Below are 14183 nucleotides of genomic sequence, written 5' to 3'. Positions count from 1 at the left end.
TTCGGAGCGCCTTCGGTTCTATACCAAAGACGCACAGAAATCCTGAATGCGGGTGCACGCTTCCTTCAGTGCCTCGTCCGACGTGGCATAGCTGACACGGAAGTTCGGCGACAGACCAAAGGCCGAGCCAAAGACCACGGCCACGCCTTTCTCTTCCAGAAGTGCCTTGGCGAAGGTTTCGTCGTCGTCGATCTTCACACCACCGGCCGAGGTTTTACCCAGACAGCCTTTGATCGAGGGGTAGACGTAAAACGCCCCATCCGGCACCGGGCATTCAATGCCTTCGGCCGCGTTCAACATCTCGACCACCAGATCGCGACGGCGCACGAACATTTTGTTGTTCTCGGCGATGAAATCCTGCGTCCCGTTCAGTGCTTCAACGGCGGCCCATTGGCTGACCGAACAGGGGTTCGAGGTCGACTGCGACTGGATCTTGCGCATGGCAGCGATCAGCGCGACCGGACCAGCGGCATAGCCGATCCGCCAGCCGGTCATGGCATAGGCTTTCGACACGCCGTTACAGGTCAGCGTGCGGTCATAAAGGCCGGGTTCGACTTCCGCCGGGGTGCAGAACTCGAAATCGTCATAGGCAAGGTGTTCATACATATCATCCGTCATCACCCAGACATGCGGGTGGCGCATCAGGACATCTGTCAGGGCCTTCAGTTCGTCACGAGAATAGCCTGCGCCCGTCGGGTTCGAAGGCGAGTTGAAAATCAGCCATTTGGTCTTCGGCGTAATCGCGGCCTCAAGCTGTTCCGGCGTCATGCGAAAGCCGGTCTCGATCGGGCATTCCACCACGACGGGTTCACCGCCAGCCAGCAGCACCATGTCGGGGTAGCTGACCCAATAAGGGGCCGGGATGATCACCTCGTCACCCGGGTTCAGCGTGGCCATCAGCGCGTTATACAGGATCTGCTTACCGCCGGTCCCGACCGAGACCTGAGCGGGGGTATACTCCAGCCCATTCTCGCGCTTGAACTTGTCGCAGATTGCCTGCTTCAGCTCGGGCATCCCGTCCGGCGCGGTGTATTTCGTCTTGCCCGCATCAATCGCGGCTTTCGCGGCGGCTTTGATGTTGTCGGGGGTGTCGAAATCCGGCTCGCCAGCGCCAAGGCCGATGACGTCACGCCCAGCGGCTTTCAGCTCGGCTGCGAGGGTCGATACAGCGATGGTCGGAGAAGGTTTTACGCGGTCAAGTGTCGCGGAGAGGAAAGACATGGCGGCCTCGGTTTGTATGTTGGTCGCAATTCTTCTAGGGTGCGCCGCGAGGCGGATCAAGCATCATCAGGTGCCCGATATCGACATTGCATAAGGAGAGACAGGCATGGAACAGACTGTAGCGAACGGCGATTGGTTTTCCGAGGACGCCGCGACCTTCGGGGATCGCCTGGCCGCCGCCCGCGAAGCCGAAAGCATGTCGCAATCCGCATTGGCCCGACGGCTGGGTGTGAAACTGAAAACCCTGCGCGGATGGGAAGAGGATCTGTCCGAACCACGCGCCAACAAATTGCAGATGGTCTCGGGCGTTCTGAACGTCTCGATGCGCTGGCTTCTGACCGGCGAAGGCGAAGGGGTCAGCGAACCGACGCTTGAAGACGGAGACGTCCCCGAGGTGCGCGATCTTCTGCTTGAAATTCGTGACATCAAGATGCAGATGAGCCGCTCGGCCGAGCAGTTGGGCCGACTGGAAAAACGCCTGCGCAAGCGGCTGGAAGGATAAGAGATGAGCGGAATTCCCTATGATCAGCTGAAGGAAACACCCGGCGCGCGCGAAGGCGAAACGCCCGAGCACCGTGTAAAGCGTCTGGCGATGCGCTCGATGCGGCGCGGGATCAAAGAGATGGACATCATCCTGACGCGATATGCGGATGATCATCTGGAAAACATGACCACCGAAGAGCTGGACTTGTACGAGGCGCTGCTGGGGGAAAATGATCAGGATCTCTATCAATGGGTGTCGGGCCAGCAGAACGCGCCGGAAGCCCTGTCCGAACTGATCTCGCGGATCGCGCAGCACATGCAGTCACGCTAAGTAGCCGCGGGGTACAGGGCGATTTTCCGAAAATTGTCCTGAACTCTGTGACGGTTTTCCTCGATATTTAACTGAATGTTCTTCTTTCAGGCTCAAGAGTCGTCTCAGTAACGGTTCGGAGAGACGGATGAGCATGCATTTGCAAATCGGGCAATCAGTCAATCATGGCTTTGTTGTGCAGTATCTTGAGGCGCTGGCGTTGGTCGAGCGTTTGCACAGGTTGCTCTTGGATGTGATCAAGGATGAGTTTGAGCGAGTTGGCGTTCTGGAAGTAAACGCGGTGCAGGCGCTTTTGCTGTTCAATATCGGCGACAACGAAGTCACGGCTGGCGAGTTGAAAAGCCGCGGCTATTATCAAGGCTCGAACGTGTCCTACAACCTGAAGAAATTGGTCGAGATGGGCTATATGCACCATCAACGCTGCGAGATTGATCGACGTTCGGTGCGGGTGCGATTGACAGAAAAAGGCCGATCGATCCGCGATACTGTCGAGGGCCTGTTCGAGCGTCACGCGGACGGGCTGCAGTCGCGGGATGTGCTGTCCTCGGATGGGATCAACGACATCAATACCGCGTTGAAACGTGTCGAACGCTATTGGACCGACCAGATCCGCTATATCTATTGAGTTGCGTTTGGAACTGTTGGGGCGGGGGATGCATTTGACACCATCACGCCCTGAACCTCGCGCAACAGTTTCTTGATCATCGCGGCTTCGAACTCTTTGAAGCTTTCGGCCTGCATGGTGAAACTGCCAAACCCATGCAGCACATAGGCCTCGAAATACGAGGTCAGGTCCCGGTCGGGGATCGATGCGCCAATGACCAGCGCGTTGACCACCACGTTTTCCAGCAACCGATCTTGCCGGACATCTTGCGGACGAGGGCCGGAATTTGATTGGCCGTCCCCCGACAGATCAAGGCTGTGAGTCCAGCAGTCTGGGCGCTGCGCCAGCATCTCGGCCCCGAACAGCATTGCGCGCCCCAATCCTGTCGAAGGATCCGCGGGAACACGGGTGGACTGGCGTAAACCGTCCGCGATTTCAGTGATGACTGATTTAGAGGTCAACGCGGTCCAATCCCGAAGCACCCTCTGATGCCCCGGGCCACTCCACTCATATATGGCCAAGTTGATCACGGTCTTGGACGACGCCAGCAGTTTGTCGACCACCTCCGGGCTTTCCAGCGCGTTCGCCAATCCGTCGATCTGGAGCCGATATTCCTGACTGTCGACGGACCCAGACACGTCCAACCCCAGCGCAAGTGCTTGTCTGCACTGGGATTGGGAAACGGCGAGTTGCGGAAGCGCACAGGCCAAGCCGATGACGGCGACGCGCTTTAAAAAGCGCCGCACATATGCATCGACTGTGGCCTGTATCTGCATCACCAGTGCCCGGTATTTTCCATGCTCACCCAAGGTTCCTGTGGGGGCAGGGGATCTCCGGACTGCAACAGTTCGACCGACACGTTGTCCGGCGAGCGCACAAAGGCCATGTTTCCGTCGCGCGGCGGGCGATTGATCACTACCCCATTATCCTGCAGATGCTGGCACATGGCATAGATGTCCTCGACCTCGTAGGCCAAATGGCCGAAATGACGGCTGTCGGAGGGCAAGCCGTCATCGCCATCCCAGTTGTAGGTCAGCTCGACCGGGCATTCGGGCTGATCGGGCGGGGCCATGAAAATCAGGGAATAGCGCCCAGCTTCGTCATCGCGGCGCTTGGTTTCTTTCAATCCCAGCAGTTCGTAGAACTTGATGCTGGCCTCAAGGTCTTTCACCCGGACCATCGTATGCAGATAGCGTAGAGTCATTGTCGTCCCCATAAATGTCTGTGTTGGCGCTACCATATCAGGCGTGGCGCCTACGAAAAGCGGAAACGCCACAAACGCGGCATATGGCTGTTTTTCCGAAGCGCACACCTAGATATAGTGGCGGGGCAGCCAATAGAAAGAGATTCGTCATGTCATTGAGCCCCGAGCAGATCCAGGAAATCGAAGAGCAACGCGCCCAGACCGGCACCACCCGCCGCGCCATCAGCGAAGGGATGGAAAAACACCTCTATACCGCGCATGAAGTACTGGACCACGGCTTCGTCCGGGTGATCGATTATATGGGCGATGACGCCGCGATCTGTCAGGCCGCGCGGGTGTCTTACGGCAAGGGCACCAAATCGGTGCAGAACGACGAAGGGCTGATCCGCTATCTGATGCGCCACTGGCACTCGACCCCGTTCGAGATGTGCGAGATCAAGCTGCATGTGAAACTGCCCGTCTTCGTGGCGCGCCAGTGGATCCGTCACCGGACCGCGAATGTGAACGAATACTCGGCGCGCTATTCGATCCTCGATCGCGAGTTCTATATTCCCGCGCCCGAACACATCGCCGCGCAATCGGTGGTGAACAACCAAGGGCGCGGCGCCACGCTGCAAGGCGAGGAAGCCGCCCGCGTGCTGGAAATCCTGAAGGCCGACAGCAACCGCGCTTATGATCACTATGAACAGATGATCTCGGACGAGGGGCAGGACGGTCTGGCCCGCGAACTGGCGCGGATGAACCTGCCCGCCAACATCTATACCCAATGGTACTGGAAGGTGGACCTGCACAACCTGTTCCACTTCCTGCGCCTGCGCGCCGACCACCACGCCCAATACGAAATCCGTGTCTATGCGGACGCGATCTGCAAAGTCGTCGCCGACTGGGTCCCCGCCGCATACGGCGCGTTCGAGGACTACCGCTTGGGCGGCGCCAACCTGTCCGGCCGCGCCATGGACTGCATCCGCCGCATGCTGAAAGGCGAGGAAGTCACGCAGGAGAACTCGGGCATGTCGAAAGGCGAATGGCGTGAGTTTGAGGCGGAGTTGAAGGGGTGAATGTTAGCTACGCGCTCCAATGAGCAGCTGATATGAAGATTTCTCAAAAATCTATCGAGTATCTTGTTGGAATTGTAACTGGAGATTCTGGGATTTCGGCCTATCGTTCTGGCCCTGAGCTTGTCAGGTTCTTCAATTCGTTCGGAGAAGAAGACCTATATGGTCAGGGATTTCCCTCCCGCCATCAATATGTCCGAGATAAACTCACAGAATTGAACGGGACTGAACGCCTACGAAAGATTGCGGCAGAAGCTTTTGATTTCGGCTGGGAGATGGAAGAAGCAGCGGAAGATGCGGCATTTCAATTCAATAAGATATTGTCGCGTGATGGTTTCAAGCTAGTCAAGAAACACCACACTGGTTTCATGCAAGGACACGAGTATATCCAGGGGCCGTTGTATTTTGAAGTGAAGAAAAATACCGGCCTGGCCCTCGCCGCACCTGAAATCCTGTTAAGTGAAGCATCACTTCGCGAGCACTCGGCCAAGGTTGCGAGGCGCATTGAGTTAGGTGATTACTCAGGCGCAATTGCTAGCTGCTACACCTTTTTGGAAGAGTTCGCAAAGCTTGCTCTCAAAGACGAGGGCGTCGAGTTTAATGAGAACGAAGGTGATTTAAGAAAGCTTTTTCGATTGCTATTCGCTTCACGCGGGATGACCGTAGAAGCAGAAACACCTGATCCATTTAAACCCATTCTGAGCGGTATAAATTCTTTGGTATCTGGATTCTACGAGATTGCTAACAAAGCTAGCGACAGACACGCTGCGAAGCTTAAGCCAGCGCAACATCATGCCCGTTTTGTCGCGTCACTCACGTACTCGATATGTGAGTTTCTTGTACATTCTAGGGATCATCGGCGGGCACTTAATCGCTAGATTGATGCGTGCTCATATATGCCCGTGCCGTGCACGGGCAGCGCCCGACCCTCCCCACGGGAGGGCGCTTTTGCGCCCACCCAGGGCCGGGCGATGCCCTAAGAAAACTAGGTGATAAACGTGCTTCACGCCCACCCAGGGTCAGGCGCGGCCCTCAGCAGATGATGCACACCCCAAAGAAAAACCCCGCCGAGTTCTCACTCCGCGGGGTTTCGAATTTCTAGTAGGTCGAGGCTAACTTAGCCCTGAACCTCAAGGTCTACAGCCGACTGGCGACCGTCGCGACCTTCTTGCAGCTCGTAGGCTACTTTGGTGTTGTCGGCCAGACCGGTCAGGCCCGAACGCTCAACAGCCGAGATGTGTACGAACACATCTTTGCCGCCGTTATCGGGGGCGATGAAGCCATAGCCTTTGGTGGTGTTGAACCATTTTACGGTGCCGGTTTGTTTATCGGACATATCCGCTTCTCCTATGTTTAACCCTGCAGTTTGCGGGCTTTCGTTTGCAATCAGGTATCGTCCGACTGCATGAAAGGAGGCGGTAGATAGTTCTGTCTTACCCGGCCTAATGTGGGGACGGGGCGGCAAATTGCAAGGGAAACCTTTTCATTGCCGAATTTGCAGCGGGTCTCTGCGTCCTTTCGTTTCGGGCCGATTACGGTCATAACAGGCGCTGGCGGCACATTGGGCGGGCCGCGTGACAGGAATATGACAGGGGGCGAAATGCGCATCTGGGGACTGAAAAACTGTGATACCTGCCGAAAGGCCGTGAAGGCGTTGGAGGCTGCGGGGCGGTCGCTGGAATACGTAGACGTGCGCGCTGATGGGGTGGCCGCCGCTGATCTGGAGCGGTTTTACGCGGCTTTTGGGGAGGCTCTGGTCAACAAACGCTCGACCACGTGGCGGGGCTTGTCCGAGGGTGAGCGGGCAGGCGATCCGGTTGCCCTGTTGGCGCAGCACCCCACATTGATGAAGCGCCCGGTGATCGAGGCAGACAGCGCGTTGACGCTGGGTTGGGACGCAAAAACACAAGCCAAATGGTTGGAGAACGGCGCCTGATCCCTTATCTGGGATGAAAGAGCAGGAGAATTGTGATGCGTAATGCCGCGTTGGTTTTGGGTGTGATTGCAGGTGTTTTGGGCATGATCGTCGGATTTTTTGGATATGGATACACGGAAGTGATCGACCGGTTTGGCGAGCTTCCGGACTTGGCCGAGCAGGTCGAACATCCCGGTCGTGTGCGGGCCTTTGCCCTGATCGCGCCGCTTCTGGCGTTGGCCGGCGGGGCGATGGCACGCTCGGTCGCGCAGATCGGGGGCGCGTTGATGCTGGCCTCGGCTGCGGGAATGTATTTTGCCTTTGGCTATGGTGTCTTCACCATGTTCCCGATCGCACTGGCCGGATTGGGCGGACTTTTGGCGCTGGCTGCGGTGAAGCCGGATCCGCACTAATCGGGCGCCCAAAAAGAAAGAGCACCCGCAAGGGTGCCCTTTCAGGGACTTTACTCAGACACTGGTTACTTGAGCTTCAGCAGTCGGTCGAGCGACAGCGATCCTGCGCCTTTCAGGACGGGGATCAGCAGGACGACGACCCAAAACAGGCGTTGATCCAGAATAAGGCTGTCAGGGATGCGGTCGAACCACGCGCCGAGGGTTTCGGCATGTTGGATGCCCCCGTGACCAAAAAGATCGGTCAGGCTTTGCACGATGACGAAACCGATCATGCCGAGCGAGGCCAGACGGGTGAACAGCCCGATCACGATCAGAAGTGGCAGAATGAACTCGGCCACGGTGCCCGCGAAAACGACGGCCCAGTGGAAGAACGACAGGTCGCCCACGTTGTAACTGACGGCCTCCATTGCTTTGGGAAAGATCTGCGCGTAGGCGCCAAGTGACGGCTTGAAAATGCCGAGAATGCCGGGGCCGACCTTGGTCAGGGCAGACGCCCAGAAATAGCCAAGCAGCGTCGCGGCAAAGGTGAAGCGCGCCAGCAACGGCAGCACCTCGGGGGCAGCGCGGTCGGCCAGTCCGGCCAGCCGGTTGTGAATGTTCACCAAGGCTTGCATGGTGTGTCCTTCCTTCTTCTTAGTCCCGGTCTATGCCGGTTATTGCTTGCGCCGCGATCAGAACGGTCAGCGTGGCGGTCAGGTCGAAATCCGGGGTGTTGGACGTTGCCAATCCCAGAGCCGTGCCAAAACTGCGCCCCTTCAACAGCGACGAAATGAACTCGGCCGCGCCTTCTGGCAGCAAAAACGTCTTCGGCTCGTACCCGATGCGCGAGATCAGGATGTCTTCGCCGCCTGCACTGGGCTGCGGTCCGTCAGCCATGTTGAAATCCCAGATGGATTTAGCGGGCCATTTGGCTTGCAGCACCTCACAGGCGGGGGCCAGCGTCAGATGGGCCTCCATTAACTCGTGCTGGCCGAGCGTAGTCAGCGCGGCTGGATCAATCGGATCGGCATCACCCGCGTGGTAGGCACGGCGCAAGGCCAGCTCCAGCCGTGCCACATCGGGCAGGTATTTCAGGTGCAATGTGCCGGGGAAGCTTTCCAGAAAGCCGGGCAGGGCCGCGCCGTAATGCATCATCAGTTGCGAAGCAGGCGGATGGATGCGCAGATAGACCTTCGCCATCTCGCGAAAGAACTCCTCGCCCAACAGCTTGGTCAGCACCGGGAAGCCGGTCAGCATCGCCTCGGACAGGCTGTGTACCACGTTGTTGCGATAGACCGAGAAACGTTTCGAGGCCTGTTCTCCGTCCGGATTCACCAGCCCCTCGGGCACATCGGCTTGTGCATTCAGGATCGCGGCGCGGAATTCGGCCTGAGATACGGTGGCGCGGGCGGGCGTTTGGGTCAGTGTGTCTTGGGTCATGCGGACACCATCAGGCTTTGTCCTACGACAACCGCCTCCATCTGCGCGGTGGCGCGGGCGGCTTCGTTTTCCAGCACGTCCCACTCGGGCACGTCATTGTCCCATTCGATCAGGGCAGGGCGCGCACCGGTGCGAGCGATAACGTGGTCAAACAGCGCCCAGACGGGCTCGTCCACTGGTTTGCCGTGGCTGTCGATCAGAAGCTTGCGGCCAAGTTCGTCCGCGTCTTCGTCGTGGCCGGCAAGGTGGATTTCTTCGACCAGCTCCAGCGGATAGGCGTCCAGATAATCCAGTGCCTCGAACTCCAAATTGGTGGCCGAGATGAAGACGTTGTTCACGTCCAAAAGCAGGCCACAGCCGGTGCGACGGGCGACTTCACGGATGAAGTCGGGCTCGGACCAGGTGCTTTCTGCAAAGGCCAAGTACGAGGACGGGTTTTCGAGCAACATCTTGCGGCCCAGAAGCTCCTGCACCTCGTTGATATGCGCGGTGACGCGGGTCAGCGTGTCTTTCGTATAGGGCAGGGGCAGCAGGTCGTTCAGGAACGCGCTGTCATGGGTCGACCATGCCAGATGTTCCGAGAAGCTGGCCGGGTTCAGCCAATCCACCAGCTTCTTCAGACGCGCCAGATGCTCGGGATCCAATCGCCCTTCGCCGCCGATCGAGGCACCAACCCCGTGCACGGAAATCGGGAAATGCTCGGCCAGATGACGCAGCTGCGCGATCTGGCGGCCACCATCGCCCATGTAGTTCTCGGCGTGGATTTCCAGCCAAGTAACGGCACCGGGCGCGCTTAGAAGATCTTGGAAATGCTGCGGCTTGTACCCAACGCCAGCGCCGTCGGGAAGCGTCGTGTTGTTGCGTTGGTTCAGCATGTCAAAGCCCTTCGAGTTCTTTTTGTTGGGGCGCTCTGGCCAAGCAAGCTTGGCCAGAGCGGTCTTTTGGGGACTAGTCAGAAATCCGTGCGGGTTAGCTGGGCAGGTTCATTTCGGTTGCGGTCAGCGAACCTTTGTGAACTTTGCCGTCAGCGCCGGTGATTTCCATGGTTTCGCAGGTGCCAGCCGGAACCAGTTTCCAGGCGTTGCCCTGATAGTCGACGGTCGACGAACCGGCGCAGGTGGTGCCGGGACCAGCTGCACAGTCATTCTGGCCGGCCAGCGACACGCCGAAGCATTTTTCATTGTCTTCAGCAAAAGCCGGAGCAGCGTTGGCAGCTACAGCAGCGGTGACGGCGCCCAGGATGGCTACAGTTTTCTTCGACATCGTATTTCCTTTCGGGTTTGTAATTCGTTCCGCCTCAAAGCGGTAAGGAAAAGCTAGTCGTGGGAACGGGCGGTCTCCACTCACGAAAACGTGGATCACGGGCCTGTCAGGTCAGCGCGAGCGACATATAACGCGTGCGTGAACGGCGGGGCGGACGACGGATTTGCGAAAGCCCAAGAAAACTTGCGTTTCTGCCGGGTTGGCCAATTTGCGCAGTAATGATCTGTAACGAAATCACCCGCCGGGATGTTCACATCTTTCAGAAATGATCCTGCCAAATTCTGTAATGTTACAACTTTCTGCGCTGCGGTAGGGGCGGGTTCACGTGTTTTGTGAGCCCGTGTAACAGCCCTTGGGCATAAAAAAGCGCCCTCTGACCGGGTCAAAGGGCGCTTTTGTTCAGGTTTTGGGCGATCAGGCCAAGTCAGGCGCGGTGGCTTCCTTGGCCAGATCCGCGGCAACCTCGTCCAGCGGCAGCACTTTCGAGTGCTTTTCGCCCAGACGACGCATCGACACGGTGCCGTCTTCGACTTCTTTCATGCCGACGGCCAGAATGACTGGCACTTTGCCGACCGAGTGCTCGCGGACCTTATAGTTGATCTTCTCGTTGCGAATGTCGGCCTCGGCGCGGACACCTTGGGCTTTCAGGGTTTCGACAACCTGATGCACATAGTCATCCGCATCCGACACGATCGAGGCCACAACCACCTGACGCGGGGCCAGCCAGAAGGGCAGCTTGCCCGCGTGTTCTTCAATCAGGATGCCGATGAAGCGTTCGAACGAGCCTAGCGTCGCGCGGTGCAGCATGACCGGGCGGTGCTTGGCGCCGTCTTCACCGATATAGTTGGCCTCAAGACGTTCCGGCAGGAATGGGTCCACCTGCAGCGTACCGCACTGCCAGTCACGGCCAATCGCGTCAGTCAGGGTGAACTCGAGCTTCGGACCATAGAACGCGCCTTCGCCTTCGAGGATCTCGTATTCATAGCCCGCTGCATTACACGCATCCCCAAGGGCCTTTTCCACGCGGTCCCAGCTTTCATCTTCCCCGATCCGCTTTTCCGGACGGGTGGACAGCTTGATGGTCCAGTTGTGGAAGCCCAGATCGGCATAGACCTTTGACAGGAACTCGATGAAACGCGCGGTTTCTTCGGTGATCTGATCTTCGGTACAGAAGATGTGTCCATCGTCCTGCGTAAACCCACGTACCCGCATGATGCCGTGCAGCGCACCCGACGGTTCGTAACGCGCACAGGACCCGAACTCGGCCATGCGCAGGGGCAGGTCGCGATAGGATTTCAGACCCTGATTGAACACCTGCACGTGGCAGGGGCAGTTCATTGGTTTCAGGGCGTTCACGGCCTTTTCGCGGGCGTGATCTTCGTCCACCTCAACGATGAACATGTTTTCCTGATACTTGTCCCAGTGACCCGAGGCGATCCACAATTTGCGGTCCACGACCTGAGGCGTGTTGACCTCGACATAGCCGCCCTTGCGCTGCTGGCGGCGCATGTAGTCTTGCAGCTCGGTATAGATGGTCCAGCCGTTGGGGTGCCAGAACACCTGACCGGGAGCCTCTTCCTGCATGTGGAACAGGTTCATTTCCTTGCCCAGCTTGCGGTGGTCGCGCTTGGCGGCCTCTTCCAGCATGTGCAGGTGTTTCTTCAGGCCCTCTTTGTTCTGGAAGGCCACACCATAGATACGCTGAAGCATGGCGCGGTCGCTGTCACCACGCCAGTACGCCCCGGCCACGCTCATCAGTTTGAACGCATCGGCGGGCAGCTGGCCCGTGTGCTGCAGGTGCGGACCACGGCAGAGATCCTGCCAGTGCCCGTGCCAGTACATGCGAAGCGGCTCGTCGCCTGGAATGGCTTCGATCAGCTCGACCTTATAGGGCTCGTTGTTGGCCTGATAGAACTTCACCGCGCGGTCACGTTCCCAGATCTCGGTCGTGACGGGATCGCGCTTGTTGATGATCTCTTTCATCTTAGCTTCAATCGCGCCCAGATCTTCGGGCGTGAACGGCTCTTCGCGGTCGAAGTCATAATACCAGCCATTGTCGATGACCGGGCCGATGGTGACTTTGACGTCCGGCCAGATCTCTTGCACGGCACGCGCCATCACGTGGGCAAAGTCGTGGCGGATCAGTTCCAGCGCCTGATCGGGATCTTTCATCGTGTGAATGGCGATGTCGGCATTGTCGGTGATCGGCCATTGCAGGTCCCAATGGGCCCCGTTCACGGTGGCGGAAATGGCCTTCTTGGCCAGCGAGTTGGAAATGCTGGCAGCGACTTCGGCAGGGGTTACACCTGCGTCGAACGCGCGTGCATTGCCATCGGGAAATGTAAGGGAAATCTGGCTCATCGGCCTAGCTCCTCGTCGTTTTGGCGCCCACGGAACGCCCGGTTGCGGGTTATGTGTGCGGGTCTTTTGACGGCTTGAGCGCGCCCTGTCAACGCCCGACCGGACACAAGGGGGATTGCACTGCGCCAAGGGGCGGATATTGTCGTCGCCAACAAAAGACGAGGGAGCCAATATGTCCGAAATCCAGCACCTAGACACCAAGCAAGGGCGTCGCATTGCCTATGTGAAAACAGAGGGGCAGGGGCCGACGATCCTGTTCCTGTCTGGTCTGAAATCGGACATGGAAGGCACCAAGGCCGTCGCGCTGGAAGCGTGGGCGAAAGAGCAAGGCCGCGCCTTCCTGCGGTTTGACTATTCGGGCCACGGCGTCAGCTCGGGCACCTTTGCCGAGGGCAGCATTGGCGATTGGCACGAGGACACGCTGGAAGTCGTGGACAAGCTGATCGACGGCCCCATTCTGGCGGTAGGCAGCTCGATGGGCGGCTGGCAGTCGCTTCTCTTGTCGCGTGCGCGGCCCGAGCGGATCATGGGGCTGGTGACCATCGCCGCCGCCCCGGATTTCACCGAGGACGGGTACTGGGCTGGGTTCACCAACGCACAGAAAGACGAGATGGAGCGCGAAGGCTTCCTGACGCTCCCCTCGGATTATGACGAGGAGTACATCATCACCCAACGCCTGATCGAAGATGGGCGCGAGAACTTCGTCCTGCGCTCGCCGCTTCGGTTGGATATGCCGGTGCGCTTCCTGCAGGGGACGGAAGATGACGCAGTGCCGACCTCGCAAGCCGTGAAATTGCTGGAGCATGTCGAAGGCGACGACATCCGCTTGATCCTTGTGAAAGGGGCAGACCACCGGTTCTCGGATGACGAATGCCTGCGGACGATCCAGAAAATGGTCAAGGTCGTTCTGGCCCGAGGTGCAGCATGAAGGGCCCGTTGCGTACCGCCATGGCCGTTTCCGCAGTTGTTGCGGCCCTGTTCGTGATCGGCCCGTACGAGCCGGTCGACCTGAACGTTCAATTTGACGAGACCGCAATCGGTCCCGATCCAGAAGCCTATCTGGCGCAGCGGGAAGCTGTGTTTGATGATCTGGTCGAGGGAGCCGAGAAACAGATCGTCTGGGCAGGCGAGGCAGGGGAAAAAACACCTTTGTCCGTCGTCTATATCCACGGTTTCTCGGCCACCCATCAGGAAATCAGCCCGGTCCAGCAGAAGGTGGCGGAAGGGTTGGGCGCCAACCTCTATAACGCCCGTCTGGCCGGTCACGGTCGCAGTGCCGAGGCGATGGCGGGGCCGACCGTCAATGACTGGATGGTCGATTTCGCAGAAGCGATGGCCATCGGACGCGCCATCGGGGACGAGGTTCTGATCATCGCGACCTCGACGGGCGGCACCGTCGCGGCGCTCGGGATGTTTGATGACGCGTCCGCAAGAGATGTCAAAGGGATCACCTTCATCTCGCCCAATTTCGGGATCAAGAATTCCAAAGCCGCGCTGCTGACTTTCCCTGCCGCGCGCCATTGGGTGCCATTGGTGAACGGGGCAACCCGTGGCTTCACGCCGCTGAATGATGCGCAGGCCAAATATTGGACCGAAAGCTACCCGACCACCGCACTGATGCCGATGGCGGCGATGGTGAAGGTCGCGGCGAACTCGGGCTATGGGATCGTCGATGTGCCGGCGCTGTTCATCTATGCGAAAGAGGATCAAGTGGTGTCCGCCGACGCGACCGAAAAGGTCGCTGCAGGCTGGGGCGGGATCGTGCATCGGCACGTCGTGTCCCCCGGGGCGGTCGAAGATCCGATGGCGCATGTGTTGGCAGGCGACATTGTCAGCCCGAATGGCACAGATCCCACGGTCGCGAAAATTCTGGACTGGGCGCGCGGGTTATAACTTGCGCCCATCCGGGGCAGC

18 protein-coding genes are annotated in these 14183 nt (G+C 58.6%); 9 read left to right on the top strand and 9 right to left on the bottom strand.

The annotated features are described in order from the left end of the window. Nucleotides 1–18: 18 nt before the first annotated feature. Nucleotides 19–1221, bottom strand: a complete 1203-nt coding sequence (locus Q0677_RS06560; RefSeq protein WP_298907366.1) for a pyridoxal phosphate-dependent aminotransferase — start codon at nt 1219–1221, stop codon at nt 19–21. 106 nt (nt 1222–1327) lie between these two features. Between Q0677_RS06560 and Q0677_RS06555 the strand changes: the two genes are divergently transcribed. The 3 genes from Q0677_RS06555 (at nt 1328) to Q0677_RS06545 (ending at nt 2660) form a co-directional block, all read left to right on the top strand. Then, complete coding sequence (locus tag Q0677_RS06555; RefSeq protein WP_298907363.1) at nt 1328–1723, top strand: helix-turn-helix transcriptional regulator; 396 nt, start codon at nt 1328–1330, stop codon at nt 1721–1723. A gap of 3 nt (nt 1724–1726) precedes the next feature. After that, the gene (locus Q0677_RS06550) at nt 1727–2035 is read left to right on the top strand and encodes a succinate dehydrogenase assembly factor 2 (RefSeq protein ID WP_298907360.1); all 309 of its coding nucleotides are present in this window, start codon (nt 1727–1729) and stop codon (nt 2033–2035) included. A gap of 127 nt (nt 2036–2162) precedes the next feature. Beyond that, a complete protein-coding gene (locus tag Q0677_RS06545) occupies nt 2163–2660 on the top strand; it encodes a winged helix DNA-binding protein (RefSeq protein ID WP_298907358.1) in 498 nt (165 codons plus the stop codon). Here Q0677_RS06545 and Q0677_RS06540 read toward each other — a convergent pair. Together Q0677_RS06540 and Q0677_RS06535 are read right to left on the bottom strand one after the other, a co-directional pair. Then, the gene (locus tag Q0677_RS06540; protein ID WP_298907356.1) at nt 2654–3448 is read right to left on the bottom strand and encodes a DUF1194 domain-containing protein; all 795 of its coding nucleotides are present in this window, start codon (nt 3446–3448) and stop codon (nt 2654–2656) included. The two genes, Q0677_RS06545 and Q0677_RS06540, sit on opposite strands and share 7 nt — an antisense overlap. Then, nucleotides 3415–3843, bottom strand: a complete 429-nt coding sequence (locus Q0677_RS06535) for a VOC family protein (protein WP_298907353.1) — start codon at nt 3841–3843, stop codon at nt 3415–3417. The genes Q0677_RS06540 and Q0677_RS06535 overlap by 34 nt, the downstream gene beginning before the upstream one ends. A 149-nt stretch (nt 3844–3992) precedes the next feature. On the opposite strand from Q0677_RS06535, the gene thyX reads away from it, so the two are divergent. Together thyX and Q0677_RS06525 are read left to right on the top strand one after the other, a co-directional pair. After that, the gene (thyX, locus tag Q0677_RS06530) at nt 3993–4901 is read left to right on the top strand and encodes an FAD-dependent thymidylate synthase (RefSeq protein WP_298557260.1); all 909 of its coding nucleotides are present in this window, start codon (nt 3993–3995) and stop codon (nt 4899–4901) included. A gap of 32 nt (nt 4902–4933) precedes the next feature. Further along, nucleotides 4934–5776 (top strand): abortive infection family protein, encoded by an 843-nt coding sequence (locus Q0677_RS06525; RefSeq protein WP_298907351.1) that lies wholly within the window; start codon nt 4934–4936, stop codon nt 5774–5776. 239 nt (nt 5777–6015) lie between these two features. Here the strand turns inward: Q0677_RS06525 and Q0677_RS06520 are convergent, their stop codons facing one another. Beyond that, on the bottom strand, nt 6016–6234 hold the full coding sequence (locus tag Q0677_RS06520) for a cold-shock protein (RefSeq protein WP_298907349.1): 219 nt from the start codon (nt 6232–6234) through the stop codon (nt 6016–6018). 264 nt (nt 6235–6498) lie between these two features. Here Q0677_RS06520 and Q0677_RS06515 point away from each other — a divergent pair, with 264 nt between their 5' ends. Continuing rightward, complete coding sequence (locus Q0677_RS06515; protein ID WP_298907346.1) at nt 6499–6834, top strand: ArsC/Spx/MgsR family protein; 336 nt, start codon at nt 6499–6501, stop codon at nt 6832–6834. Between the two features lie 35 nt (nt 6835–6869). Then, the gene (locus Q0677_RS06510; RefSeq protein WP_133486260.1) at nt 6870–7226 is read left to right on the top strand and encodes a hypothetical protein; all 357 of its coding nucleotides are present in this window, start codon (nt 6870–6872) and stop codon (nt 7224–7226) included. A gap of 65 nt (nt 7227–7291) precedes the next feature. Here the strand turns inward: Q0677_RS06510 and Q0677_RS06505 are convergent, their stop codons facing one another. The 5 genes from Q0677_RS06505 to thrS form a co-directional block, all read right to left on the bottom strand. Next, nucleotides 7292–7840, bottom strand: coding sequence for a DoxX family protein (locus Q0677_RS06505; protein WP_298907339.1), 549 nt, complete (start codon nt 7838–7840; stop codon nt 7292–7294). Between the two features lie 19 nt (nt 7841–7859). Further along, nucleotides 7860–8645 (bottom strand): DNA-binding domain-containing protein, encoded by a 786-nt coding sequence (locus tag Q0677_RS06500; RefSeq protein ID WP_298907336.1) that lies wholly within the window; start codon nt 8643–8645, stop codon nt 7860–7862. Continuing rightward, complete coding sequence (locus Q0677_RS06495) at nt 8642–9520, bottom strand: DUF692 domain-containing protein (RefSeq protein WP_298907335.1); 879 nt, start codon at nt 9518–9520, stop codon at nt 8642–8644. Before Q0677_RS06495 ends, Q0677_RS06500 begins: the two co-directional genes overlap by 4 nt. Before the next feature lie 94 nt (nt 9521–9614). After that, entirely contained in the window at nt 9615–9908 is a 294-nt protein-coding gene (locus Q0677_RS06490; protein ID WP_133486267.1) for a DUF2282 domain-containing protein, read from the bottom strand. 414 nt (nt 9909–10322) lie between these two features. Beyond that, the gene (thrS, locus tag Q0677_RS06485) at nt 10323–12269 is read right to left on the bottom strand and encodes a threonine--tRNA ligase (RefSeq protein ID WP_298907332.1); all 1947 of its coding nucleotides are present in this window, start codon (nt 12267–12269) and stop codon (nt 10323–10325) included. Between the two features lie 172 nt (nt 12270–12441). Here thrS and Q0677_RS06480 point away from each other — a divergent pair, with 172 nt between their 5' ends. Continuing rightward, nucleotides 12442–13197 (top strand): alpha/beta hydrolase, encoded by a 756-nt coding sequence (locus tag Q0677_RS06480; RefSeq protein WP_298907330.1) that lies wholly within the window; start codon nt 12442–12444, stop codon nt 13195–13197. A gap of 20 nt (nt 13198–13217) precedes the next feature. Then, nucleotides 13218–14162 (top strand): alpha/beta fold hydrolase, encoded by a 945-nt coding sequence (locus Q0677_RS06475; RefSeq protein ID WP_298907328.1) that lies wholly within the window; start codon nt 13218–13220, stop codon nt 14160–14162. Nucleotides 14163–14183 lie beyond the last annotated feature (21 nt).

It is taken from the genome of uncultured Aliiroseovarius sp. (genome assembly GCF_947492455.1).
Taxonomy (GTDB): domain Bacteria; phylum Pseudomonadota; class Alphaproteobacteria; order Rhodobacterales; family Rhodobacteraceae; genus Aliiroseovarius.
The sequence above is the reverse complement of the archived record's forward strand: the minus strand, read 5'-3'. Positions and strand labels throughout refer to the sequence as shown.